A 23,197-nucleotide genomic window follows, 5' to 3' on the forward strand; every position below is an offset into this window, starting at 1 on the left:
GTTAAACGAATTGCAATTTTTAGACCTTTTTATTTTTAATGACAGTTTGTCAATAAAAAAGCGTCAAATAAAATATTTGACGCTCAAACTTACGTATTTTTTTATGATTTTTCTTGAAGAAAATCTAAAAAGTTTACAAAAGTAAATTCTTTATTTTTATTGTTTTAAAAATACAAATTTCAAGAAAAAACATCTAAATTTTCACGTATTAGATTTCACCATACATAGCTTTGATGAATTCATCATAAGTTACTTCTTTAGTCGATGCGTTTAATTTTTCTTTAAATACGTTTAATAATCTTTCGCTCATTACTTGTTCTGACAAACGACGAACTTCATCTTGATTGGTCATTACACGACTTACTATATTATCTACATCTTCTTGTGAAGGATCTAACTGTCCGAATTGTGCCATTTGTTTTTTGATGATATCACTAGCATATTCTTTTAAATCTTCAAAAGTTACTTGTAAATTATTAGTCGTAATAATTTTACTTTCAATTAACTGATAACGCAATCCGTTTTCAGAACGAGCGTACTCAACTTCTGCTTGTTCAGTTGTTAAAGGGGTTTCTCCAACTGTTTGAATCCATCTTTTTAAGAATTCCGCTGGCAATTCAACTTGATGATTATTGATTAAGTATTCTGTTGCATCATTATAAAACTTTTGATCTGCTTGTTGTGCAAAAGTTTTTTCTGCGTCTTCTTTTATTTTTGTTTTTAGATCTTCAACTGAAGTTACATTTCCTTCTCCAAATAATTTATCAAATAATTCTTGATTTAATTCAGCTGGCTCAGTTGTGGTAACTTCTTCAATTTTAAAGTCTACTGTAATATCTAAACCGTGAACATCATCATGACCTAACCCTAAGTAATCCATTAGTTTATGGTCATCATTAAACAAACCTTTTGTAGGAACTGCTACTACATCTCCTGCTTTTTTACCAATGAAAGATGCAGCAACTTCTTTATTTTCAAAAATATCTAACGTAATTTGAGCTGCTTTGTTGATGTTTTTTTCTTCATTTACAAAAGTACCACGAATGTCATCTTCTTGCGCTATTACTTCCTTAGAAGACATTTTTCCAAATTGCTTTTGAATTCTAACAACTTGCTCATCTAGCAACTTGTCATCAGCTATAATATTATAGTATGTTAAGTCTTTAGATCCTTCTAATTTTACATCAAATTCAGGTGCTAAACCCAATTCGAATTCAAATTTAAAATCTTCTGAATCCCAGTTAAACTCTTCTGTAAACTTAGGAAGTGGATTACCTAAAATATCTAACTTTTCTTCTACTAAAAATTTATTTAAACTTTCTTGTATTAATTTATTTACCTCTTCAGCTAAAACTGCTTTACCGTATTGTTTTTGTACTAAAGACATAGGTACTTGACCTTTACGGAAACCCGGTATGTTTGCATTTTTGCGGTAGTTCTGCAAAACTTTCTCTACCTTTTCAGCATAATCATTCTTTGCAACTTCTACAGTTACCACTGCGTTTAACGCATCAATATTGGTTTTTGTAATATTCATTATATATGTTTTTTACGTACTAAAATTGGGTGGCAAAATTACATAATTTATACCACCCAACAAATTTTATTTTATTAAAATCAACTTACTAATTTTTAGTCTTTTATAAACTTATAAAGAACCCATTGTGAAACAGACATAAAGATACTAAAAATAAAGGCTGCAGCAAATGATTTAACTTTTAATCCATCTACTAATATGCTACACAAAAGAACCATTACAGCATTAATAATCAACAAGAATATTCCTAACGTAAAAACAGTAATAGGCAAGGTAAAGAAAACCAATATAGGTTTTAAAAAGGTATTTAATAATCCTAATACAACGGCTACAACGACGGCCGTTGTAATCTTATCAACTACTACTCCTTCTATCAAATAAGAAAGTACCATAACAATTAACGTTGAGATCAACAATCTTTGTAATAATTTCATTTTATATAATTTTAAGATATTAATTCAGGGGTTATTTTTCGTGATTAAAGTTTTATTTTTTTTACAAAGTTAATCAGTATTTTAGTTCCAAGGGGGAACCTATCAAAACAGCCAACGTTTTTTCTAAAAAATCTTTTGGATTTTCTGCATGTAGCCAATGTCCTGCATTGGTTATGTTTTGTATTTCTGCATTTGGAAAATGATGGTAAATAGTTTCAAAATCAGCATCCAAAACATAATCGGACTTATCGCCTCGCAGAAATAATGTTTTTTTATCAAAATGATTTTCAAATGGTAGTGCTTCACCAATTACGGAAGGTTTGTCTGTAAATACTTTTAAATTAAATCGGAAACCCAACTGCCCGGCTCTACCCAATATAGATTTTTCAATAAAAACTGTCTCGTTCCAAGATCCGCTATATACTGAGCAATTATTGTTTCTACATTTGCGCGAGATGGTTGTACTGAAAAATCAACAGCATTTAAAGCTTGCAAAATAACTTGATGGTGTGGCGCATAGTATTTAGGTCCTATATCAGCAACTATTAACTTATCTACTAATTCTGGATAAGCTGTTGCTAACAACATAGCAACCTTCCCTCCCATTGAGTGCCCTATTACTGAGATAGTCGATAAATTATTTTGCCTACAATAGTTTACAACATCCTCCACCATAAAATCATAGCCCCAATCGGTAGTATGAAAACTTTTTCCATGATTACGCATATCTAAAGCGTGTATTTCAAAACCTTGCTCTGCATATTGAACGGCTAAAGTTTTCCAGTTATCTGACATTCCCAAAAAACCATGAATTATTACTAATTGTCCTTTTATATTTGAAGTTGGTTTTATTATATTGCTATGTAATATCGTTTTCATTTTTTTAACACCTCTATAGATTTTGTATTTTTTTTCTCAAATTAAATTTTACATCCTCATCCCATTCTTCTTTTAGTATGCTTAGTTTAATAGCATCTATAATATTTCCATCAGCATCTTTACTATAATTTCGCAATACCCCTTCTTCTTTACACCCTATACTTTTCATTGCATTAATACTTCTTTCGTTTTTACTATTAGCAGCAAATCCCACACGAATCATTCTTAAATTGTCAAAGGCTAATTCTAAAAGAAGATACTTGCAATTTTTATTTAGCCCTGTACCTTGAAATGCTTTACCATACCATGTAAAACCTATATCTAAACGCTTAAATTCATTTGAAATATCATAAAATCTTGTCATTCCCGCATATTGATTGGATTTTTTATCGAAGACAATAAATGGATAATCCTTCTTTTCTTCAAACTGTTGCATTGCATTATTAAAATAGCGTTCAAAGTTTTCTTCTCCATTTCCTCCATTAATATTGTATTTCCAAATTTCAGGTTCGTTGACAGCGTATTTTTTTAGAACCGTTTTATCTAACATTTCTAAAGGTCTTAGAATCACAAAATCATTTTCTAAGATGTATTTTTTTGTAAAATCTATACTCATTTTTTCAGCATTTAGCAAAAAACAAACTTGATCTGTATTTTAAATATTTATTTTGAAAGATCTAAAAAACACTAAATTTATTATTATTTTGATCATTTTAGCTTTCTTAAATACATATTTACCACATTTTCTAAACCTAAATATAATGATTCAGAAATTAAAGCGTGACCAATAGACACTTCTAGCAATCCCGGAATATTTTGATTAAAAAATGCAATATTATCCAAACTTAAATCATGTCCCGCATTTATCCCTAATCCTAATTCATTGGCTAACTTGGCCGATGTTACGTAGGGCAAAATACTATCTTTATTCCCTAAACTATACTGATGCGCAAAGTTTTCTGTATACAATTCAATTCTGTCGGTTCCCGTTTCTTTAGCACCTTCTATCATTTCTAATATTGGATCAACAAAAATAGAGGTTCTAATACCATTTTGTTTAAATTCTTTAACTACTTCTTTCAAATAAGCTTGATGCAAAACGGTGTTCCAACCAGCATTCGATGTCAAAGCACCAATTGCATCAGGCACTAAAGTTACCTGAGTAGGTTTGCATTCTAAAACTAAATCAATAAAATTATGTTGTGGATTTCCTTCAATATTGTATTCTGTATACACGACTTCTTTTAAATCGCGTGCATCTTGATAACGGATATGTCGTTCATCTGGACGTGGATGTATCGTTATACCCTGCGCACCAAACTCCTGAATCCGTTTAGCCGCTTCTACCACATTGGGCGTATTTCCTCCTCTAGAATTACGCAACGTAGCTATTTTGTTTATATTGACACTCAGTTTGCAGTTGTTTTGAATCATTTAAAACTATATTTTAATAAAACGAAACAAAAATACAAACTTACCCACGGGTCTTATACATTTTTTTAATTATTTTGCAATTAAATAATAACTCAAAAACATGTTTAAACGATATTCTTAATTCATGAATACACTTATAGATTATATCAATCAAGACTTTTCTCCGTTAGATATTAATGAGGAGGTTGCAACTGCGCAAGATTTTTTTACTGATTATCCTTTTTCACATTTTCCTATAACCGAAAATGGTATTTTTGTTGGCAATGTAGCAGCAGAAGATGTAAACGGTTTTGATTTTAGCAAAAGTCTAGCAGAATATCGCTATACTTTTGAAACTTTCTTTACTAGGAGTAATTCTGTATTATTAGATGTATTAGATGATTTTGCTAAAAATGAGACCAACATCATACCTGTACTAGACTTAAACAATCAATACATAGGGTATTACGAATTAGAGGATGTGATACACATTTTTAACGAAACCCCTTTCCTACGCGAATTAGGTGGCATTATAATTATAGAAAAAGGGATAAATGATTATTCCTTTAGTCAAATTACCCAAATAGTAGAAGGCAACAATGGTAAATTACTAGGTCTTTTCATTTCTAATTCTGACACAGAAAAAATTCAAATTACATTAAAATTAGGAGAAGGAAGCCTTAATCAAATTATTCAAACGTTCCGCCGTTATGATTACGAAATCATATCTGAACATCAAGAAGATGAACATTTAAAAATACTAAAAGAACGTTCAGACTATTTAGACAAATACCTAAACATGTAAAAACTCATTCTCTATTTTCTAATATACAAATATTAATGTCATTTCACCGCAATAGTAACAAACCATGAAAGTAGCCATCTACGGTCAATATTACCAAAACACAACTGCTCCCATAATAGAAAGGTTAATCCATTTTCTAAAAGCAAACGCGATAGCCTTTACTATTGAAGCTAATTTTTTAAAAATTCTTCAAGAAAATCAAATTATCATAAATTCTGTAAAAACTTTTAAAACACATGCTGATTTAGATGCTTCTTATCAAATGGTATTAAGTGTAGGAGGAGACGGAACTTTTCTTAGAGCAGCTACATTCGTTAGAGATTCTGGAATTCCTATTTTAGGAATAAATGCGGGCAGACTAGGTTTTTTAGCCAATGTTCAACAAGAAAATATTGAAAAATTCCTAACACTTGTACTAGAAAAAAAATACACTATTTCAGAAAGAACACTTATTAGTGTAACTTGTTCGCCTGAATTGAGTACTTTAGAAGATATAAATTTTGCGATGAACGAAATTACAGTAAGTCGTAAAGACACTACTTCTATGATAACCATAGAAACATACCTTAATGACGAATATTTAACATCATATTGGGCTGATGGATTAATTATATCTACTCCCACTGGTTCTACAGGTTATTCTTTAAGCTGTGGAGGTCCTATTTTAGCCCCTGAAACAGAAAGCTTTGTCATTACACCAATTGCCCCTCACAATTTAAATGCGAGACCAATGGTCATACCGGACTCTACAATCTTAAAATTAAAAGTAACAGGAAGAGAAGAAAACTATTTAGTTTCGTTAGATTCAAGAATTAATTCCGTTAAAAATGAAAGTATATTAACCCTAAAAAAAACGCCTTTTAAAATTAAAATGGTAGAAATCACAGAAGAAACTTTTTTAAAAACACTACGAAAAAAACTATTGTTTGGAGAAGATAGAAGAAATTAACCCCATATTCCGCACTGACTTCCTCATAAAACAAAGTTTTCAAAAAAATCCGATCTCACGAAAAATTTTTAAAGGAAGAAAGAGTCAACTATTTTGATGATCAAGATTGAAGTAAATGTTTAAATTTAAAAAATAAAGTAGAATAGATTGATTTCGCCAATTTACTTCGTTCAAGTCTAACACAGAATTTAAGTTAAAATATAAAATACTAGCTAACCAACTTTTTCGTTTAAGAATAAACATGTTTACAAATTAAAACTAACAAATCGACAATTCACTTTGTAGAGTGTTCATAATTACTATATTTGCAACCTATTATAAAAATGAAAAAGTTAACACACATTCTCCTATTTCTTTTGGCTTTTAGTCAGAACCACGCTCAATTACACGAAATCGGTGTATTGGGAGGAGGTAGTAACTATATTGGTGATATTGGAAGTACATACTTCATATCCCCCAAGGACCCTGCCTTTGGACTGATTTATAAGTGGAACAAGAGCAAAAGACATGCTTGGCGTTTTTCTGCTATGAGTAGTACTATTAGTGGTAATGATTTTAATTCCGATAATATTGCAAGAAAAGAACGAAACTACTCTTTTCAGAATAAAATAACCGAATTATCTGCTGGTTTAGAATTTAATTTTTTCGACTTCAATCTACACGAGAACGGTTTTATCATTACGCCTTATATTCATTCTGGTCTAAATTATTTTAACTATCAAAATTTGTATTTTAAAAATAATACGGCTATTTCTAAACAAAACTCTTGGGCTTTTTCAATTCCTATGACAGTGGGTATAAAAATGAAATTAACCAATAAAATTATCTTAGGATTAGAAACCCGTTTTAATTACTCTTTTATAGATGATTTAGACGGTAGTTCACCAAAAGACAATGCTTTACATCTTTCTTTTGGGAATACAAACAGTAATGATTGGTACAATTTTACTGGAGCAACTCTAACCTATACTTTCGGACAAAATCCTTGTTACTGTAGAAATTAATGAATTTAATAGAAAAAAATAAACCGAGACAATCTACCCCAACATCTTGCCATTATTATGGACGGAAACGGTCGTTGGGCAAAACAAAAAGGCATGTTACGCGTTTTTGGGCATGAGAATGGCACAAAATCTGTACGTGTAACAATAGAAACTTGTGTTAAATTAGGAATAAAAAACCTAACTCTTTACACTTTTTCTACTGAAAATTGGAATCGTCCAAAATTAGAAGTGGAAACCTTAATGAAAATACTAATCTCTTCTTTAAGGAAAGAATTGGATACGTTCATCAAAAACAACATCAAATTAAACAGTATAGGTAATTTAGATTCACTTCCTAAGAATGTACAAAAAGAATTATTAGAAGTAATTGAAAAAACCAAAAACAATACCCAAATGACACTCACTTTAGCCTTAAGTTATGGCTCTCGTGAAGAAATCTTAAATGCTGTTAAAAAAATATCCGATAAAGTTAAAAATAATATAATTTCAATTGAAAATATTGACGAATCAATTTTTAATAATCATCTTTACACACATGATTTACCAGAAGTAGATTTAGTCATACGAACAAGTGGCGAACATAGAATTAGTAATTTTTTACTTTGGCAAATAGCCTATGCAGAATTTTACTTTACTGATGTTTTATGGCCTGATTTTAGTGAACAAGATTTATATGAAGCCCTCATTAGCTATCAAAAAGAGAACGTAGATTTGGAAAAACAAGTGAGCAAGTTAAATAATTTTACACCCGTTAAAAGCTGCATGAAGCTTCTAATTTTGCTTGTATTTACAAGCGTTACTATGAACGTACAAGCACAGGAAAGATTAACTATTGAAAATGGTAAATCTTATGTACTCAAAAAGGTAAATGTAACAGGAAAAGTTACCTACAACGAACAAACAATTGTTACGTTTGCAGGTTTAACAAAAGGGCAAACCTTAACCGTACCAGAGAGGAAATCAGTAACTCCATAAAAAAATTATGGAAGTTAGGATTATACAATAATGTTAATTTTTATGTAGATAAAATAGAAGGTGACAGCATTTCACTAGAACTAAATCTAAACGAATTACCTAAACTTAACAATGTTAAAATTGTTGGAGTTAAAAAAAGCGCGCAAGAATCTTTAATTAAAGACAATGGTCTTACTAGCGAAAAAATTGTAAATGAAAACCTTTTAACAACAACAAAATACTATATTGAAAATAAATACAAAAAAGAAGGCTATTTCAACACAAAGGTAAACATAAGTACTCCTGAAGATACAACTACTATAAACCACGTAAATATGGTAATAAATGTAGACCGAGGAAAAAAAGTAAGAATAAAAGATATTGAGTTAATTGGTAATAATGAATTAAAAAAAGGAATTTTACTTCGTTCAATGAAAGACACTCGTCATTTAAGCTTTATGAATTTCTTAAAGCTTAAATCCATGAAATTCAAAAAGGATAAATACAAAAATGACTTGAGTTTATTAATTGATAAATACAAAGAAAACGGTTATCGTGATGCGCGAATAAAATCAGATACTGTTGTATATGATTCTAAAAACAATAAGGTAAAAATTAAAATTAACCTAGAAGAAGGAAAAAAATACTACTTCGGAAACATTAATTTCACAGGAAATACCGTATACAGTGATCAAGTTTTATCAAAATATCTAGGAATTAGTAAAGGAGATGTATACAACAGTGTCCTACTAGACAAAAGAATTGCAGATAAAACACAACCTGACGGAGAAGACATTACCAATTTATACCAAAATAATGGTTACTTATTTTCAAACATCAATCCTGTAGAAGTTAAAACAGATAACAATCAAATAGATCTAGACATTAGAATCGTTGAAGGTCCTTTAGCATATTTTAACAAAATATCTGTTGTGGGTAATGACAAAACAAACGACAAAGTAATATACCGTGAATTAAGAACAAAACCGAGGAGAGGTTTATAGCAAAGAAAATTTAGTTCGTACTATCCGAGAAATTGGTCAGTTAGGCTTTTTTGATGCAGAGGCCATAAAACCAGATTTTGAAAATGTAGATCCAGCAGGTGGTACTGTAGACATTAAATACCATGTTGCGGAAAAAGGAGCCAGTCAAATCGAACTACAAGGAGGTTACGGAGGCGGTGGCTTTATCGGTACTTTAGGTTTATCATTTAATAACTTTGCTATAAGCAACATTTTTAAGAAAAGTGCTTATAAACCTCTTCCTATGGGAGATGGACAGAAATTATCTTTACGTCTACAAGCTAGTTCATATTTTCAAACTTATAGTTTTTCATTTGCGGAACCATGGTTTGGAGGTAAAAAGCCTGTTCAATTTTCTGGTTCATTATCATACAGTAAACAATTTTCAAACAATTTTGTTAATAATAGAGTTGATAGATCCAGAAATTTCAACATCTTTACAGCTACTGTAGGTATTGCAAAAAGACTACAATTTCCAGATGATTATTTTGTCCTTTCTCAAGCTGTTAGTTACCAACATTATGACCTAAACAATTACAACATAGGTTTATTTACATTCGGTAATGGTACTTCTAGAAATCTTTCTTACACTATTGGCTTAACTCGTAATAATAAAGGGGTAAATCCTATATTTCCTACGTACGGTTCTGAATTTAGTATAACAGCTAAACTCACTCCTCCTTATTCTTATTTTAACGGAGTAGATTATCAAAACTTAGGAAATTTACCTGAGAACAAATTATATGCGAGTAATTCATCTGAAACATATAACGCAGGAGATCCATTAATTAACAACAACGGCGTATTAACCAAAGCTAATTCTATCGAAGAAGCTTCTGCTGATCCTTCTAAAGTAGATCAACAAAAATTTAACTGGCTTGAATATTACAAGATTAAAGTAAAAGCAGAATGGTTTTCTAAAGTATATGAAAAACTAACACTTCGTACATTGGGTGAATTTGGTTTCATGGGAGCTTACAATAATAAACGAGGCTTAGTCCCTTTTGAACGTTTTTATTTAGGCGGCGATGGTTTGGCTAACTTTGCTATGGATGGTAGAGAAACAATCCAATTAAGAGGTTATCCTAATAACTCATTAACCCCTACTATTACACAAGGAGAAAGAGCAGGTCAACAAATAGGAGGTACTGCATTTAATAAGTTTTCACTAGAATTACGTTATCCTATTACCCTAAAACAAACAGCGTCTATATATATGATGGCTTTTGTAGAGGGAGGAGCTGCTTTTGAAGGTTTCAAATCGTATAATCCTTTTGCTATAAAACGTTCTGCCGGTGTCGGTCTAAGAGTTTTCATGCCAGCCTTTGGACTTTTAGGAATCGATTTTGCTCATGGTTTTGACCCCATAAATCCAAGGCGGTCCTAAATCAGGATGGCAAACACATTTTATCATAGGACAACAATTTTAATTATATTTGGCGTTATATGATCATATAACGCCAAGCATATTAAGATTATATAGCTTGTCAAAACTTTAAAAAATATGAAAAGATTCTTCTTATTATTAGGCTTAATTACCATAACCAATATAAAAGCTCAAAACAAAGCAGGTATCAAGATTGGTTATATAGACATGGAATATATCCTAGAAAACACACCTGATTATAAGGAAGCTTCTTCTCAATTAGAAGAAAAAGCTCAAAAATGGAAACAGGATATCGAAACTAAAAAAATGCAATTAACAAACTAAAGGAAACATTAAAAAGCGAAAGTGCTTTACTAACAAAGGAGTTAATTAAAGAAAGAGAAGAAGAAATTAAATTTCAGGAAAATCAATTACTAGACTACCAACAAAAACGTTTTGGTTCAAGAGGTGATTTAGCTTTACAAAAAGAAGCAATCTTAAAACCCGTACAAGATCAAGTTTTTAATGCTGTTCAAGATTTAGCCGAAAAAAAACAATACGATTATATCTTTGATAAATCTTCTGCTCAATTAACAATGCTTTTTTCAGCAAAAAGATTTGATATAAGTGACTTAGTCGTTAGAATTATAACCCGAGCTGAAAAAAGAGAGGAACTAAACAAAAAGCAACAAAAAGCACTAGAAGAAAAAGAGGCAAAAGAAGATGAAATTGCTGAAAACACAAATCTAGCAGAACGCAAAAAGATACTCGATGAAAAAAAGTCACGTCGTGAACAAATATTAGAAGCTAGACGTTCTGAAACTGAAAAAAAACGTAGAGATTACGAAGAAAAAAGAAAAAAACAGTTAGAAGAACAGGAAGCCAAAAAAACTGGCATAACTATTGATTCATCAAAGAACAATAGTTCTCAGAATAACACAGTAAATACGCAATCCGTTAATTTCAACAAGAGAGAAGACAAAAAAACAAGTCAAGACTCTACACGAATTATACGTGAAGCCGCAAGACAAGAGTTAATAGAAAAAAACAAAAAAACGCTTGAAGAAAGAAAAAAGCTTTAGAAGAAAAAAGGAAAAAAATTCTTGAAGATAAAGAAGCGCAACGCAAAGCTCAAGAAGAAAAAAAGAGTACTAATTAATTTTTAACTATACTAAATACTTAGATGATGAAACAATTGAAATCTTTATTAATTGCGACTGTAATGTTTTTGGGAATGAGCGAAATGAATGCGCAATCAAAAACAGCTCATATTGACGTTCAGCAATTACTTTCAAAAATGCCCGAAATGACGACTGCTAAAGCACAATTAGAAACTTTAAGTAAAAGTTTAGATGCTGAGTATTCAAAAATGGTAACAGAATACCAAACTAAAATGAAAAAATACGAAAGCGAAGCTCAAACTGCTGGTGATGCTGAAAACGAAAAAAGAGCTAAAGAAATGCAAGATATGGGACAAAGAATCCAACAGTATCGCGATAACGCTCAAAAACAAATTTCTGACAAAGAAACTGAAATCGTAAAGCCTATCATGGAAAAAGCAAAAGCTGCTGTAATAAAAGTAGCTCGTGCTAAAGGTTTCCAATATGTAATGGATTCTTCAGCTTTAATATTAGCAGACGGGCCAAACTTATTTGAAGATGTGAAAAAGAATTAAAATTCTAATTTTATCAAAATATTTTTTTTTAAAAAACTGTCTTGTCATTTTCTTCAAGGCAGTTTTTTTTTATTTTTGTTTTTATGAGTAATACAAACCCTATAGGACTTTTTGATTCAGGAATCGGTGGCACTTCAATATGGAAAGAAGTACATTCTTTATTACCTAATGAAAATACCATTTATCTTGCTGATAGCAAAAATGCTCCTTATGGCAAAAAAACAAAAGAAGAAATCATTAACCTCTGCTTTAAGAACGTTGATTTTTTACTACAAAAAAAATGTAAACTAATTATAGTGGCTTGTAATACCGCTACCACTAATGCTATAAAAGAAATGCGATCTAAATATGATATTCCTTTTATCGGCATTGAACCTGCCATAAAACCCGCAGCAACCCTTAGTGAAACCAAAACCATTGGTATTTTAGCTACAAAAGGCACTTTAAATAGTGAACTCTTTAATCGTCAATTAGAAAATTATACCAATATTAGAATCATGGAACAAGTAGGACACGGCTTAGTTGAACTCATAGAAGATGGTAAAATTCAATCTAAAGAAATGAAAAAACTACTAACTTCTTATTTAACCCCAATGATTGAGGCAGGAATAGACTATTTAGTACTAGGATGTAGTCATTATCCTTATTTAATTCCAGAAATAAAAAAAATAATCCCCGATTCTATCAAAATTATTGATTCAGGATTAGCTGTTGCCAAACAAACAAAATCTATTTTAGAACAATATCAAATAATCAATAACCAAAACAAAAAGAGCACCACTATTTTCTATTCAAATAGTGATGCCCGTGTTTTAAAATCAATTATTGGTTTTAATACAAATGTTTTAGAATTAGACTTTTAGTAGCATTTAAGCAATAAACTTTGTGGTGAACAAAGTAAAAGAAGATAAAAAACACATCCTCTTTTTTACCACAAACTTCGTTTTACTACATTGTTGAAATAAGAAGTCTTCTATTGTTATAAATTTCCAAAGTAAAATATAGTTTTTGGTTTATTCTTTAAACCAACTTGAATACATAACATAATTATTAGAAATGCGTTCTATTTCACCTGCAAAATCACTCTGATTCATATCTTTTACTTTTTTAGCAGGAATTCCTGCATAAATTGTTCCTGATTCAACAACTGTGTTTTGTGTTACTACAGAACCCGCTGCTACAATTGAATTACTTTCAACAACACAACCATCCATAACAATAGCTCCCATACCTATTAACACATTATCTTTTATTGTACAACCATGCACAATAGCTTTATGACCAATTGAAACATTATTTCCAATTTCTGTAGGATGTTTCAAATAAGTACAGTGTATTACTGCTCCATCTTGAATATTTACTTTATTTCCAATTCGAATAGAGTGTACGTCTCCTCTAACTACAGCATTAAACCATACACTACATTCTTTTCCAAAAATTACATCACCTACAATCGTAGCATTTTCTGCAACATAACAATCTTCAGGAATTAAAGGCATTTTACCATTAACTGTTTTTACTAACATATTTATATACAAAAAAGGGAGGCTAAAAGGAAACATCGATATTTAGTTTGTTACGCTAAAGAAAAATATCATAATCACATCATTTGATATCATTTACAAAATCTCTTCTTTTAAGTTTATTTTTTATTGACTAAAACAAAACAACAAACAAAATTAAAAATAGCTTTATTCCCTTTTAAAACATCCCTATATTAATTTACAGAAGGACAATTGCAATCGAATTTTTCACGTTTACATCCAAAATCAAAACCTAAAGTTAACTGATGAAAACCGCCTTTATCAAATTTCGCATCGCCTATGATATAGCTATAAGTATAAGCTAACATAAACTTTTTATAATTAGTTCCTACAATAGGCGTAACATATTGTAAACGTTGTTTTTCTACAGCTTCATTTTTTATATACTGCGTACCATCAAAACTATTTCTATAAGACAGCCCTGCCCAAAGCTTACCAAAATTCATATTTTTATACGCTTTAATATTTAGGTCTACGATTCTTTCTTTAGTCAGTTCAGTAAACTGAAACATAATGGAAGGTTCGTATAATATACGATCGCGATTACCCAATACATACCCTGAATTAAAAACATATTTTCTCAAATTACTGGATTCAACATCAGTATAAATATTTCTACTTTTAAAAACGGCATTTTTTACAGTTGCATGTATATAAAAATCAAGAAAATTATAAGAAGCCCCAAAATCAATATTATAATAGCTTGCACTTTGTACTCCTCCTCCAATAATAGGGTCAAAAGTAGTCCCAAATTCCGTTTCATCTAACTGCAACTGATTAACCCCAACATTCACACCAAAAGATAAACGATTTAAATCTATATCATTCCTAGAAAATCGGATATGATGAGCGTAAGTAGCTTTCAGTCCTCTATTTGAATGATTGCCATTACGATCATTAAACAAAATAAGTCCAACACCTGATTTTGCTTCTTCATCCACACTTCCATTAACACTCAAAGTTTGCAAAGCAGGTGCTTTATCATTTCCAAACCATTGCTGTCTTCCTGTAGCTCTAATTTTTGCACAATTGGCGGCTCCAGCCATTGATGGATGTATAAGATAATAGTTATCCGTTAAATAATCGGAATATACAGGTATATCCACCTGACTATACAAAGACAAACTCATGAATGTCAAAACAAGTAATAAGTACTTCATATTTATTTTTGAATATAAACTTCAAAGTTAAACTATTTTAGAGTATTGAAGAAGGCAATGTAATACAAATCGATATTTTCGTTAAATTTCTTATAACTTTCAGCAATCCCTTTCTATTATGCTAAACTTCTTTAGTAAATTTGCATATCAAAATTTCTCTTAGTTGGAGAATAAATTACACTTTATACACATGAAATTAATTACTATAAAAGAAACTACGAATCCTTCTATCTTAAAATTTGAATTTTCTTATTTTATTTGCCCTAATCAAAGTTTTGAGTTCAAAAATGTAGACGAATGTACCGATTCACCTTTAGCTAAACAACTATTCTATTTGCCTTTTGTAAAAACGGTATATATTTCAGGAAATTTTATTGCTATAGAAAAATTTAGCATAGTAGAATGGGATGATGTTAAGCATGATGTAGCAGAACAACTCGAAAATTATGTAAATGCGGGAGGCCCTGTCATTATTGAAAAAGAAATTAAAAAGATTGCCGTAACTGTTTATGCTGAAAGCACGCCTAATCCTACTGTAATGAAATTTGTTGCAAGTAGAATGCTAACTAAACAAATCGTAGAATGCAAAAACATAGATGAAACAATAGCTTCACCACTTGCTAAAGCGTTGTTTAGTTTTCCTTATGTAAAGGAAGTTTTTATTGATGAAAACTATGTATCGGTTACAAAATATGCTGTAAGTGAATGGCAAGACATAACAAACGAATTGCGAACTTTTATAAAAGAATTTATAGAAAATGGAAAAATAGCGGTAGATGAAACTAAAATTACAATTTCACAGAAACAAGAAAAACAACAAATAGCGGATTTTGATAATTTAGATACTACTTCTCAAAAAATAATCAATATTATTGAAGAATATATAAAACCTGCGGTAGCTTCTGATGGAGGAAATATTTTATTTGATTCTTATACTGAGGGAGACAAAAAAGTAAAAGTAATTCTTCAAGGAGCTTGTAGTGGTTGTCCTTCTTCTACTTTTACTTTAAAGAATGGCATTGAAAATATGTTAAAAGAAATGCTTCATGATTCAGAAATAACTGTTGAAGCTCTTAATGGCTAAACTCTGATAAACTATTAAAAATGGCATACATTGCATATAGTACTGATATAAATAAAAATTTTACCCTAAATTTAATTCTAAGGAAAACATGAAAAACAAGAAGGTGTCTCAAAAGTCAAAATTAAACGTATAATCGATCATTTGAACGACAGGAGAAGTCGCATTATTAGTACCATGTGATTTTTTCACCTATTCGAGCAAAGCTATCGGGTTCCCCTATGATCGAAATAACAAGATTGTGCCCTTTTAAGACACCTTTTTTGTCTTGTAATTTTCAAATATTTACAATAAAAAAATCACAATAGAGATAGTATATCTTTATAAAATTATATAAAAACTCTTACATATAAATAACCGCTTAAACTCCAATTTAAGGAGTATACTTTATAATAAAGATAAAATATATGAGATTTTTACTGTAGCTATAATTATACTGGAATAAAAAACAAACAACATCTCTTTTTTAGATTCTAAATTATTTTTATCTGCAATAAAACTATTTTTTATTTTAGTTTATCCTACTATAAATTTGGAGTTGAATTTTTTCGAAAAACAGTTATTCTGTTTTTCTATTTTTACAAACAAAATAAGTTAATCTTCAAACATTTATTAAAATGATTAATATAGATACTTTAGAAACGGTAAAAGAATATGTTATTACTTATTCTGTTAACATATTAACGGCTGGCTTAATATTTATTGTCGGAATATGGCTTTCTAAGTTTATTACAAAAACAACCAAAAAAATTCTAATTAGCCGTAACATAGAAATTACACTTGTTGAATTTTTAGAAGATTTGATTTATTGGACTATAAGAGGATTGGTTTTTATAGCCGTGATTTCTAAGTTAGGTGTCGAAACTTCTTCTTTTGTTGCCATTTTAGGAGCAGCAGGATTAGCTGTAGGTTTATCTTTACAGGGATCTCTTTCTAATTTTTCAGGAGGCATTTTAATTATTTTATTTAAGCCTTTTAAGGTGGGAGATAAGATAGAAGTACAAGGAGAAATAGGTAAAGTAGAAGACATTCATATTTTTTCTACTAAATTAATAACTGGAAATAATCAAGTAGTTTACATTCCCAATGGAATGCTTTCAAATGGTAAAATAAAAAATCATTCTCAAAAAAACACCTCTAGAAATGATTTCACTTTTATTTTCCCTATAGATCAGAATATTAAAAATACACAATCAAAATTAGAAACATTAGCTCAAAATCATCCCTTAATCTTGAAAGATCCTAAACCTGAAATTTTTATAGCAAATATAGAACTCGAAACATTTAGCCTTTTAATTCGTGCTTGGACACAAAACAGTGATGGTGTAGCAGTAAAATCAGATCTATTGAATTCACTTTATAATTAACTGTTGTAGTGAATCCGAAAAATATTTTAAAAAATCACTCAATATTTAGTTTATCACTATCAAGTCGAAGAATTTTCATTATAAAAGTTCTTTAGGCAAGTTGAAAAATAAAATATATCCTATCCGAGGATTAAAAACCTCCTTGATTCTAAATTTAACCCCAGATTCCGCATTAGAAATTTATTCCACTTTATTTTCTTCAAAGTCAAATGTGGAATCTGAGTTAAAAAATCATCGTTTAGTTTTTTACTCTGACATAAGGAGGAATCCCATAATCTAAATCAAACTATAATGCGTCATTTTTGATAAGGATAACGCTGCGTACTTTATCTACCTCCTTTTTCTATCGGGATAACAAAATAAGTTATAACTTTTCTTTGAGAATTTAACCAAGATTACGCATTAGACCCGAGCGTAGCGAATAGACGAAGTAAATCTATTCCACTTTATTTTTCTTCAAATTCAAGCACGTACTCAAATTTTAATCATCAAAATAGTTCACTATTTCTTCTTCTAAAATTTTCCGTGAGCACTTGAATTTATTGAAAATTTTTGTTTCACAACGAAGTCTAATGCGGAATCTGGGTTGAAAAAGAGGCTGTCTGAAAAGTGAAAAATCAATCTTTAGTTGTCACTTCGACCATAGGAGAAGTCACAGTAATATGTGATTTGCTTCTCCTATTTGGGCAAAACTCTTGGTTTTCCTTTAATCGAAATGATAAGATTGTGACCTTTTAGGACAGCCTCTTAGGTGTTGTTATACCCATTCGTTTTGGTAAGCGCCTGATCCTAATTCAATTTTTTTAGCTGAAATAGTAAAGGTTTCGGTTAATGGGTTTACCCCAGTTGAGTCGAAGTTTTCTCTGAATTTTACAACATAAGCTTCTGAGAATTTTAATTCTTTTAAAACAGCATCGCTATCTCTTTTAAAGAATTTTACACTACCGTCTTTTCTTTCAAAAGAGTTGGTCATCCACTCAAAGAACGAAGTGTCTGCTGTTCCTTCAATAGTTAACTCAATTTTACCTCCTCTTGTTACGGTAGAAGGTCTACCTGTTGCGTCTGTTTCTTGAAATAACCCGTAATTTACGTTTAATACGGTGTACTCTTTTCCTGCTACTACTAGTTTAGATTTAAATGACATATTTATAAAGATTTAAAAAAAATAAAAAATACAAAATACAAGGGATGTAGATACCTAAAAATAATATAAGGAATGATTGGGGGGGTGTTAGGTTTTTGTAAGTATGTAGGTAAATTGTTTTGTTTGTGTGGTATCATCGTATATTTATTTTTTAATAATAATAACCATTTATGGAAATACAACTAAGTCAAATATACTGTATTTTTCAAGAAAAAACAAATGTTTTGTTAAAAAAATAACTTCACTTTGTTTTTTTGAATAAAAAAAAGAAAAATGTATTGGTAAATAATAAAAAGGAGTTGTGGTTACTAGTGTTTTTTTAACTAGAATTTGGTATTAGACTTCATACGCGAGATGAAAAGACAAAAAGGGAACAAAAAAATCTTGTAGATAGGGAACAAAAGCGTAATCCAGTTGTAGTTTGTTACTTCGAATCAAGGGAGAAATTCATTGTTTAAGGTATGTGATTTTGCTTCTATTTTATAAATGACAAGATTATCAATTTTTAAAATAACTCAATTAAGCCGAAAAAAGACACTTCTTTAGATTCAAAGTCCTTATTTATTTCTAATACATGATTTTTGGGTTAAAATATCCTCCGTCTTAAACGGAGGAATATTAATTCACTATCTATTGATATATAAATAACCTGCTTTTTCTTTGGTTACACCACTCTTATTTTCATATTTAAAAATATAATAATATGTTCCTTCTGGCAATTGTTCTGACTTTTCAATTGTAACTCTTCCCGATGATATGCCTCGGAATGCTCGATCGTTATTGTTATAACTTTTTACCTGATATACTAATACTCCCCAACGGTTGTAAACTTCTACAGAATTATTAGGAAACTTATCTACTCCGTCTATAAAGAATACATCGTTATCTCCATCTCCATTAGGAGTCATGTGGTTGTAAATAACAAACTCTTCATTGTTCGATGGATCAACTTTTACCGTTACTGTAGCAGTATCACAAATAGTGTTAAATGGTGTTAACAAACAAATTTTATAAGGTATAATATAAGTTCCAGAAGGTGTTCCAGAAGGGACTATTACGTTACCATTTAAATCAATGTATGGATTTTTTTGACCTGTCCAAGCAGTTGTTGTTAATGTTATGTTATTTAAATTAGCTTGATTTCCGTCAGCTAAATCGGATCCATTTCCATTATTTGTAAATATATTTCCTAATGTCTCTCCTTGGCTACCGTTTTGAGAAGAAAAGATGTCGTTTTGGGCATTAATAGTAGGAGTACCCACTACTACATCTGAATTAACATTGCTACAGTTTTTAGGGTTGTTAACTTCACAAATGGTGTAGTTAACGGTGTATGTTCCAGCAGGGGTGTTAGCTGGTATAGATACTGTTCCGTTTGGATTTACGATTAGCCCAGAGCCTATAGGAACTGTACTTGCCGTAATTTGAACATTACCGAGGAGCCGTTCCTACTGTTACCAATGCTCCGTTAAGTGTATCATTGGCAGTCAGAGGAGCCGTTGTGCCTCCTGATAGACCGTTTATAGGGGTTGTTGTTTCTGTTATCGCTATAATTTGAGGAGTACCCACTACTACATCTGAATTAACATTGCTACAGTTTTTAGGGTTGTTAACTTCACAAATGGTGTAGTTAACGGTGTATGTTCCAGCAGGGGTGTTAGCTGGTATAGATACTGTTCCGTTTGGATTTACAATTAGCCCAGAGCCTATAGGAACTGTACTTGCCGTAATTTGAACATTACCGAGAGCCGTTCCTACTGTTACCAATGCTCCGTTAAGTGTATCATTGGCAGTCAGAGGAGCCGTTGTGCCTCCTGATAGACCGTTTATAGGGGTTGTTGTTTCTGTTATCGCTATAATTTGAGGAGTACCCACTACTACATCTGAATTAACATTGCTACAGTTTTTAGGGTTGTTAACTTCACAAATGGTGTAGTTAACGGTGTATGTTCCAGCAGGGGTGTTAGCTGGTATAGATACTGTTCCGTTTGGATTTACGATTAGCCCAGAGCCTATAGGAACTGTACTTGCCGTAATTTGAACATTACCGGGAGCCGTTCCTACTGTTACCAATGCTCCGTTAAGTGTATCATTGGCAGTCAGAGGAGCCGTTGTGCCTCCTGATAGACCGTTTATAGGGGTTGTTGTTTCTGTTATCGCTATAATTTGAGGAGTACCCACTACTACATCTGAATTAACATTGCTACAGTTTTTAGGGTTGTTAACTTCACAAATGGTGTAGTTAACGGTGTATGTTCCAGCAGGGGTGTTAGCTGGTATAGATACTGTTCCGTTTGGATTTACAATTAGCCCAGAGCCTATAGGAACTGTACTTGCCGTAATTTGAACATTACCGGGAGCCGTTCCTACTGTTACCAATGCTCCGTTAAGTGTATCATTGGCAGTCAGAGGAGCCGTTGTGCCTCCTGATAGACCGTTTATAGGGGTTGTTGTTTCTGTTATCGCTATAATTTGAGGAGTACCCACTACTACATCTGAATTAACATTGCTACAGTTTTTAGGGTTGTTAACTTCACAAATGGTGTAGTTAACGGTGTATGTTCCAGCAGGGGTGTTAGCTGGTATAGATACTGTTCCGTTTGGATTTACAATTAGCCCAGAGCCTATAGGAACTGTACTTGCCGTAATTTGAACATTACCGAGGAGCCGTTCCTACTGTTACCAATGCTCCGTTAAGTGTATCATTGGCAGTCAGAGGAGCCGTTGTGCCTCCTGATAGACCGTTTATAGGGGTTGTTGTTTCTGTTATCGCTATAATTTGAGGAGTACCCACTACTACATCTGAATTAACATTGCTACAGTTTTTAGGGTTGTTAACTTCACAAATGGTGTAGTTAACGGTGTATGTTCCAGCAGGGGTGTTAGCTGGTATAGATACTGTTCCGTTTGGATTTACAATTAGCCCAGAGCCTATAGGAACTGTACTTGCCGTAATTTGAACATTACCGAGGAGCCGTTCCTACTGTTACCAATGCTCCGTTAAGTGTATCATTGGCAGTCAGAGGAGCCGTTGTGCCTCCTGATAGACCGTTTATAGGGGTTGTTGTTTCTGTTATCGCTATAATTTGAGGAGTACCCACTACTACATCTGAATTAACATTGCTACAGTTTTTAGGGTTGTTAACTTCACAAATGGTGTAGTTAACGGTGTATGTTCCAGCAGGGGTGTTAGCTGGTATAGATACTGTTCCGTTTGGATTTACAATTAGCCCAGAGCCTATAGGAACTGTACTTGCCGTAATTTGAACATTACCGGGAGCCGTTCCTACTGTTACCAATGCTCCGTTAAGTGTATCATTGGCAGTCAGAGGAGCCGTTGTGCCTCCTGATAGACCGTTTATAGGGGTTGTTGTTTCTGTTATCGCTATAATTTGAGGAGTACCCACTACTACATCTGAATTAACATTGCTACAGTTTTTAGGGTTGTTAACTTCACAAATGGTGTAGTTAACGGTGTATGTTCCAGCAGGGGTGTTAGCTGGTATAGATACTGTTCCGTTTGGATTTACGATTAGCCCAGAGCCTATAGGAACTGTACTTGCCGTAATTTGAACATTACCGAGGAGCCGTTCCTACTGTTACCAATGCTCCGTTAAGTGTATCATTGGCAGTCAGAGGAGCCGTTGTGCCTCCAGATAGACCGTTTATAGGGGTTGTTGTTTCTGTTATCGCTATAATTTGAGGAGTACCCACTACTACATCTGAATTAACATTGCTACAGTTTTTAGGGTTGTTAACTTCACAAATGGTGTAGTTAACGGTGTATGTTCCAGCAGGGGTGTTAGCTGGTATAGATACTGTTCCGTTTGGATTTACGATTAGCCCAGAGCCTATAGGAACTGTACTTGCCGTAATTTGAACATTACCGGGAGCCGTTCCTACTGTTACCAATGCTCCGTTAAGTGTATCATTGGCAGTCAGAGGAGCCGTTGTGCCTCCAGATAGACCGTTTATAGGGGTTGTTGTTTCTGTTATCGCTATAATTTGAGGAGTACCCACTACTACATCTGAATTAACATTGCTACAGTTTTTAGGGTTGTTAACTTCACAAATGGTGTAGTTAACGGTGTATGTTCCAGCAGGGGTGTTAGCTGGTATAGATACTGTTCCGTTTGGATTTACAATTAGCCCAGAGCCTATAGGAACTGTACTTGCCGTAATTTGAACATTACCGAGGAGCCGTTCCTACTGTTACCAATGCTCCGTTAAGTGTATCATTGGCAGTCAGAGGAGCCGTTGTGCCTCCTGATAGACCGTTTATAGGGGTTGTTGTTTCTGTTATCGCTATAATTTGAGGAGTACCCACTACTACATCTGAATTAACATTGCTACAGTTTTTAGGGTTGTTAACTTCACAAATGGTGTAGTTAACGGTGTATGTTCCAGCAGGGGTGTTAGCTGGTATAGATACTGTTCCGTTTGGATTTACAATTAGCCCAGAGCCTATAGGAACTGTACTTGCCGTAATTTGAACATTACCGAGAGCCGTTCCTACTGTTACCAATGCTCCGTTAAGTGTATCATTGGCAGTCAGAGGAGCCGTTGTGCCTCCTGATAGACCGTTTATAGGGGTTGTTGTTTCTGTTATCGCTATAATTTGAGGAGTACCCACTACTACATCTGAATTAACATTGCTACAGTTTTTAGGGTTGTTAACTTCACAAATGGTGTAGTTAACGGTGTATGTTCCAGCAGGGGTGTTAGCTGGTATAGATACTGTTCCGTTTGGATTTACAATTAGCCCAGAGCCTATAGGAACTGTACTTGCCGTAATTTGAACATTACCGGGAGCCGTTCCTACTGTTACCAATGCTCCGTTAAGTGTATCATTGGCAGTCAGAG

Annotated in this window: 21 protein-coding genes and 4 pseudogenes; 11 read left to right on the forward strand and 14 right to left on the reverse strand. The window is 32.2% G+C overall.

Annotation, left to right across the window (positions count from 1 at the left end):
- Positions 1-208 precede the first annotated feature (208 nt).
- From tig to JJC05_RS06565, 5 genes and pseudogenes are all read right to left on the reverse strand, one after another.
- Positions 209-1,537, reverse strand: a complete 1,329-nt coding sequence (gene tig / locus JJC05_RS06545) for a trigger factor (RefSeq protein WP_088392115.1) — start codon at positions 1,535-1,537, stop codon at positions 209-211.
- A 95-nt stretch (positions 1,538-1,632) separates the two neighbouring features.
- The gene (locus JJC05_RS06550; protein WP_105195786.1) at positions 1,633-1,971 is read right to left on the reverse strand and encodes a phage holin family protein; all 339 of its coding nucleotides are present in this window, start codon (positions 1,969-1,971) and stop codon (positions 1,633-1,635) included.
- Between the two features lie 73 nt (positions 1,972-2,044).
- A pseudogene (locus JJC05_RS06555) lies at positions 2,045-2,850 on the reverse strand (alpha/beta fold hydrolase).
- A gap of 13 nt (positions 2,851-2,863) precedes the next feature.
- Positions 2,864-3,466 carry a GNAT family N-acetyltransferase gene (locus JJC05_RS06560; protein ID WP_088392109.1) on the reverse strand — a complete coding sequence of 201 codons (603 nt, stop codon included), beginning with the start codon at positions 3,464-3,466 and terminating at the stop codon, positions 2,864-2,866.
- A gap of 92 nt (positions 3,467-3,558) precedes the next feature.
- Entirely contained in the window at positions 3,559-4,284 is a 726-nt protein-coding gene (locus JJC05_RS06565) for a pyridoxine 5'-phosphate synthase (protein WP_105195785.1), read from the reverse strand.
- 124 nt (positions 4,285-4,408) lie between these two features.
- Between JJC05_RS06565 and JJC05_RS06570 the strand changes: the two genes are divergently transcribed.
- The 9 genes and pseudogenes from JJC05_RS06570 (at position 4,409) to murI (ending at position 12,901) form a co-directional block, all read left to right on the forward strand.
- Positions 4,409-5,068 carry a CBS domain-containing protein gene (locus JJC05_RS06570; protein WP_105195784.1) on the forward strand — a complete coding sequence of 220 codons (660 nt, stop codon included), beginning with the start codon at positions 4,409-4,411 and terminating at the stop codon, positions 5,066-5,068.
- Between the two features lie 64 nt (positions 5,069-5,132).
- Positions 5,133-6,017: an NAD kinase gene (locus tag JJC05_RS06575; RefSeq protein ID WP_088392103.1), complete on the forward strand. Its 885-nt coding sequence runs from the start codon at positions 5,133-5,135 to the stop codon at positions 6,015-6,017.
- Between the two features lie 323 nt (positions 6,018-6,340).
- Positions 6,341-7,021 carry a type IX secretion system protein PorG gene (porG, locus tag JJC05_RS06580; RefSeq protein WP_127823530.1) on the forward strand — a complete coding sequence of 227 codons (681 nt, stop codon included), beginning with the start codon at positions 6,341-6,343 and terminating at the stop codon, positions 7,019-7,021.
- A pseudogene (gene uppS / locus JJC05_RS18040) lies at positions 7,021-7,761 on the forward strand (undecaprenyl pyrophosphate synthase). The gene porG and the pseudogene uppS overlap by 1 nt, the downstream one beginning before the upstream one ends.
- Positions 7,762-7,783: 22 nt before the next feature.
- Positions 7,784-10,427, forward strand: a pseudogene (gene bamA, locus JJC05_RS18745) (outer membrane protein assembly factor BamA).
- Between the two features lie 164 nt (positions 10,428-10,591).
- Positions 10,592-10,947 (forward strand): annotated as a pseudogene (locus tag JJC05_RS18060) (OmpH/Skp family outer membrane protein); the annotation flags it as partial.
- Positions 10,948-10,959: 12 nt separating this feature from the next.
- A complete protein-coding gene (locus JJC05_RS18065; protein WP_309597507.1) occupies positions 10,960-11,445 on the forward strand; it encodes a hypothetical protein in 486 nt (161 codons plus the stop codon).
- A gap of 104 nt (positions 11,446-11,549) precedes the next feature.
- Positions 11,550-12,038, forward strand: coding sequence for an OmpH/Skp family outer membrane protein (locus tag JJC05_RS06600; RefSeq protein ID WP_235878829.1), 489 nt, complete (start codon positions 11,550-11,552; stop codon positions 12,036-12,038).
- Between the two features lie 83 nt (positions 12,039-12,121).
- Positions 12,122-12,901, forward strand: coding sequence for a glutamate racemase (gene murI, locus JJC05_RS06605; RefSeq protein ID WP_105195779.1), 780 nt, complete (start codon positions 12,122-12,124; stop codon positions 12,899-12,901).
- Positions 12,902-13,051: 150 nt separating this feature from the next.
- On the opposite strand, the gene JJC05_RS06610 is transcribed toward murI, so the two are convergent.
- Both JJC05_RS06610 and JJC05_RS06615 read right to left on the reverse strand, forming a co-directional pair.
- On the reverse strand, positions 13,052-13,564 hold the full coding sequence (locus JJC05_RS06610; protein WP_105195778.1) for a gamma carbonic anhydrase family protein: 513 nt from the start codon (positions 13,562-13,564) through the stop codon (positions 13,052-13,054).
- 191 nt (positions 13,565-13,755) lie between these two features.
- Positions 13,756-14,742, reverse strand: coding sequence for a PorP/SprF family type IX secretion system membrane protein (locus tag JJC05_RS06615; protein ID WP_235878609.1), 987 nt, complete (start codon positions 14,740-14,742; stop codon positions 13,756-13,758).
- Positions 14,743-14,932: 190 nt separating this feature from the next.
- On the opposite strand from JJC05_RS06615, the gene JJC05_RS06620 reads away from it, so the two are divergent.
- Together JJC05_RS06620 and JJC05_RS06625 are read left to right on the forward strand one after the other, a co-directional pair.
- A complete protein-coding gene (locus JJC05_RS06620) occupies positions 14,933-15,826 on the forward strand; it encodes a NifU family protein (RefSeq protein WP_088392085.1) in 894 nt (297 codons plus the stop codon).
- A 614-nt stretch (positions 15,827-16,440) separates the two neighbouring features.
- The gene (locus tag JJC05_RS06625; RefSeq protein ID WP_105195776.1) at positions 16,441-17,190 is read left to right on the forward strand and encodes a mechanosensitive ion channel family protein; all 750 of its coding nucleotides are present in this window, start codon (positions 16,441-16,443) and stop codon (positions 17,188-17,190) included.
- A 757-nt stretch (positions 17,191-17,947) separates the two neighbouring features.
- Here JJC05_RS06625 and tssD read toward each other — a convergent pair.
- The 7 genes from tssD to JJC05_RS06660 form a co-directional block, all read right to left on the reverse strand.
- Complete coding sequence (tssD, locus tag JJC05_RS06630) at positions 17,948-18,334, reverse strand: type VI secretion system tube protein TssD (protein WP_105195469.1); 387 nt, start codon at positions 18,332-18,334, stop codon at positions 17,948-17,950.
- A gap of 626 nt (positions 18,335-18,960) precedes the next feature.
- Positions 18,961-19,596: a T9SS type B sorting domain-containing protein gene (locus JJC05_RS06635; RefSeq protein WP_235878611.1), complete on the reverse strand. Its 636-nt coding sequence runs from the start codon at positions 19,594-19,596 to the stop codon at positions 18,961-18,963.
- Positions 19,597-19,765: 169 nt separating this feature from the next.
- Positions 19,766-20,821, reverse strand: a complete 1,056-nt coding sequence (locus JJC05_RS06640; protein WP_235878612.1) for a hypothetical protein — start codon at positions 20,819-20,821, stop codon at positions 19,766-19,768.
- A gap of 169 nt (positions 20,822-20,990) precedes the next feature.
- Positions 20,991-21,128, reverse strand: a complete 138-nt coding sequence (locus JJC05_RS06645; RefSeq protein ID WP_235878614.1) for a hypothetical protein — start codon at positions 21,126-21,128, stop codon at positions 20,991-20,993.
- Positions 21,129-21,297: 169 nt separating this feature from the next.
- Positions 21,298-21,741 carry a hypothetical protein gene (locus JJC05_RS06650; RefSeq protein ID WP_235878616.1) on the reverse strand — a complete coding sequence of 148 codons (444 nt, stop codon included), beginning with the start codon at positions 21,739-21,741 and terminating at the stop codon, positions 21,298-21,300.
- Positions 21,742-21,910: 169 nt separating this feature from the next.
- Complete coding sequence (locus JJC05_RS06655) at positions 21,911-22,354, reverse strand: hypothetical protein (protein ID WP_235878616.1); 444 nt, start codon at positions 22,352-22,354, stop codon at positions 21,911-21,913.
- A 169-nt stretch (positions 22,355-22,523) separates the two neighbouring features.
- A complete protein-coding gene (locus tag JJC05_RS06660; RefSeq protein WP_235878617.1) occupies positions 22,524-23,165 on the reverse strand; it encodes a hypothetical protein in 642 nt (213 codons plus the stop codon).
- Between the last annotated feature and the right edge of the window lie 32 nt (positions 23,166-23,197).

Origin of the sequence: Flavobacterium davisii (assembly GCF_019565505.1) — a bacterium.
In the GTDB taxonomy this organism is placed as follows: Bacteria; Bacteroidota; Bacteroidia; order Flavobacteriales; family Flavobacteriaceae; genus Flavobacterium; species Flavobacterium davisii.

What these genes read in the sequence shown, in the direction of transcription:
- tig (WP_088392115.1), bottom strand. Translation starts at nt 1,537, where the DNA reads ATGAATATTACAAAAACCAATATTGATGCGTTAAACGCAGTGGTAACT.
- JJC05_RS06550 (WP_105195786.1), bottom strand. Translation starts at nt 1,971, where the DNA reads ATGAAATTATTACAAAGATTGTTGATCTCAACGTTAATTGTTATGGTA.
- JJC05_RS06560 (WP_088392109.1), bottom strand. Translation starts at nt 3,466, where the DNA reads ATGAGTATAGATTTTACAAAAAAATACATCTTAGAAAATGATTTTGTG.
- JJC05_RS06565 (WP_105195785.1), bottom strand. Translation starts at nt 4,284, where the DNA reads ATGATTCAAAACAACTGCAAACTGAGTGTCAATATAAACAAAATAGCT.
- JJC05_RS06570 (WP_105195784.1), top strand. Translation starts at nt 4,409, where the DNA reads ATGAATACACTTATAGATTATATCAATCAAGACTTTTCTCCGTTAGAT.
- JJC05_RS06575 (WP_088392103.1), top strand. Translation starts at nt 5,133, where the DNA reads ATGAAAGTAGCCATCTACGGTCAATATTACCAAAACACAACTGCTCCC.
- porG (WP_127823530.1), top strand. Translation starts at nt 6,341, where the DNA reads ATGAAAAAGTTAACACACATTCTCCTATTTCTTTTGGCTTTTAGTCAG.
- JJC05_RS18065 (WP_309597507.1), top strand. Translation starts at nt 10,960, where the DNA reads ATGCTTTTTTCAGCAAAAAGATTTGATATAAGTGACTTAGTCGTTAGA.
- JJC05_RS06600 (WP_235878829.1), top strand. Translation starts at nt 11,550, where the DNA reads ATGAAACAATTGAAATCTTTATTAATTGCGACTGTAATGTTTTTGGGA.
- murI (WP_105195779.1), top strand. Translation starts at nt 12,122, where the DNA reads ATGAGTAATACAAACCCTATAGGACTTTTTGATTCAGGAATCGGTGGC.
- JJC05_RS06610 (WP_105195778.1), bottom strand. Translation starts at nt 13,564, where the DNA reads ATGTTAGTAAAAACAGTTAATGGTAAAATGCCTTTAATTCCTGAAGAT.
- JJC05_RS06615 (WP_235878609.1), bottom strand. Translation starts at nt 14,742, where the DNA reads ATGAAGTACTTATTACTTGTTTTGACATTCATGAGTTTGTCTTTGTAT.
- JJC05_RS06620 (WP_088392085.1), top strand. Translation starts at nt 14,933, where the DNA reads ATGAAATTAATTACTATAAAAGAAACTACGAATCCTTCTATCTTAAAA.
- JJC05_RS06625 (WP_105195776.1), top strand. Translation starts at nt 16,441, where the DNA reads ATGATTAATATAGATACTTTAGAAACGGTAAAAGAATATGTTATTACT.
- tssD (WP_105195469.1), bottom strand. Translation starts at nt 18,334, where the DNA reads ATGTCATTTAAATCTAAACTAGTAGTAGCAGGAAAAGAGTACACCGTA.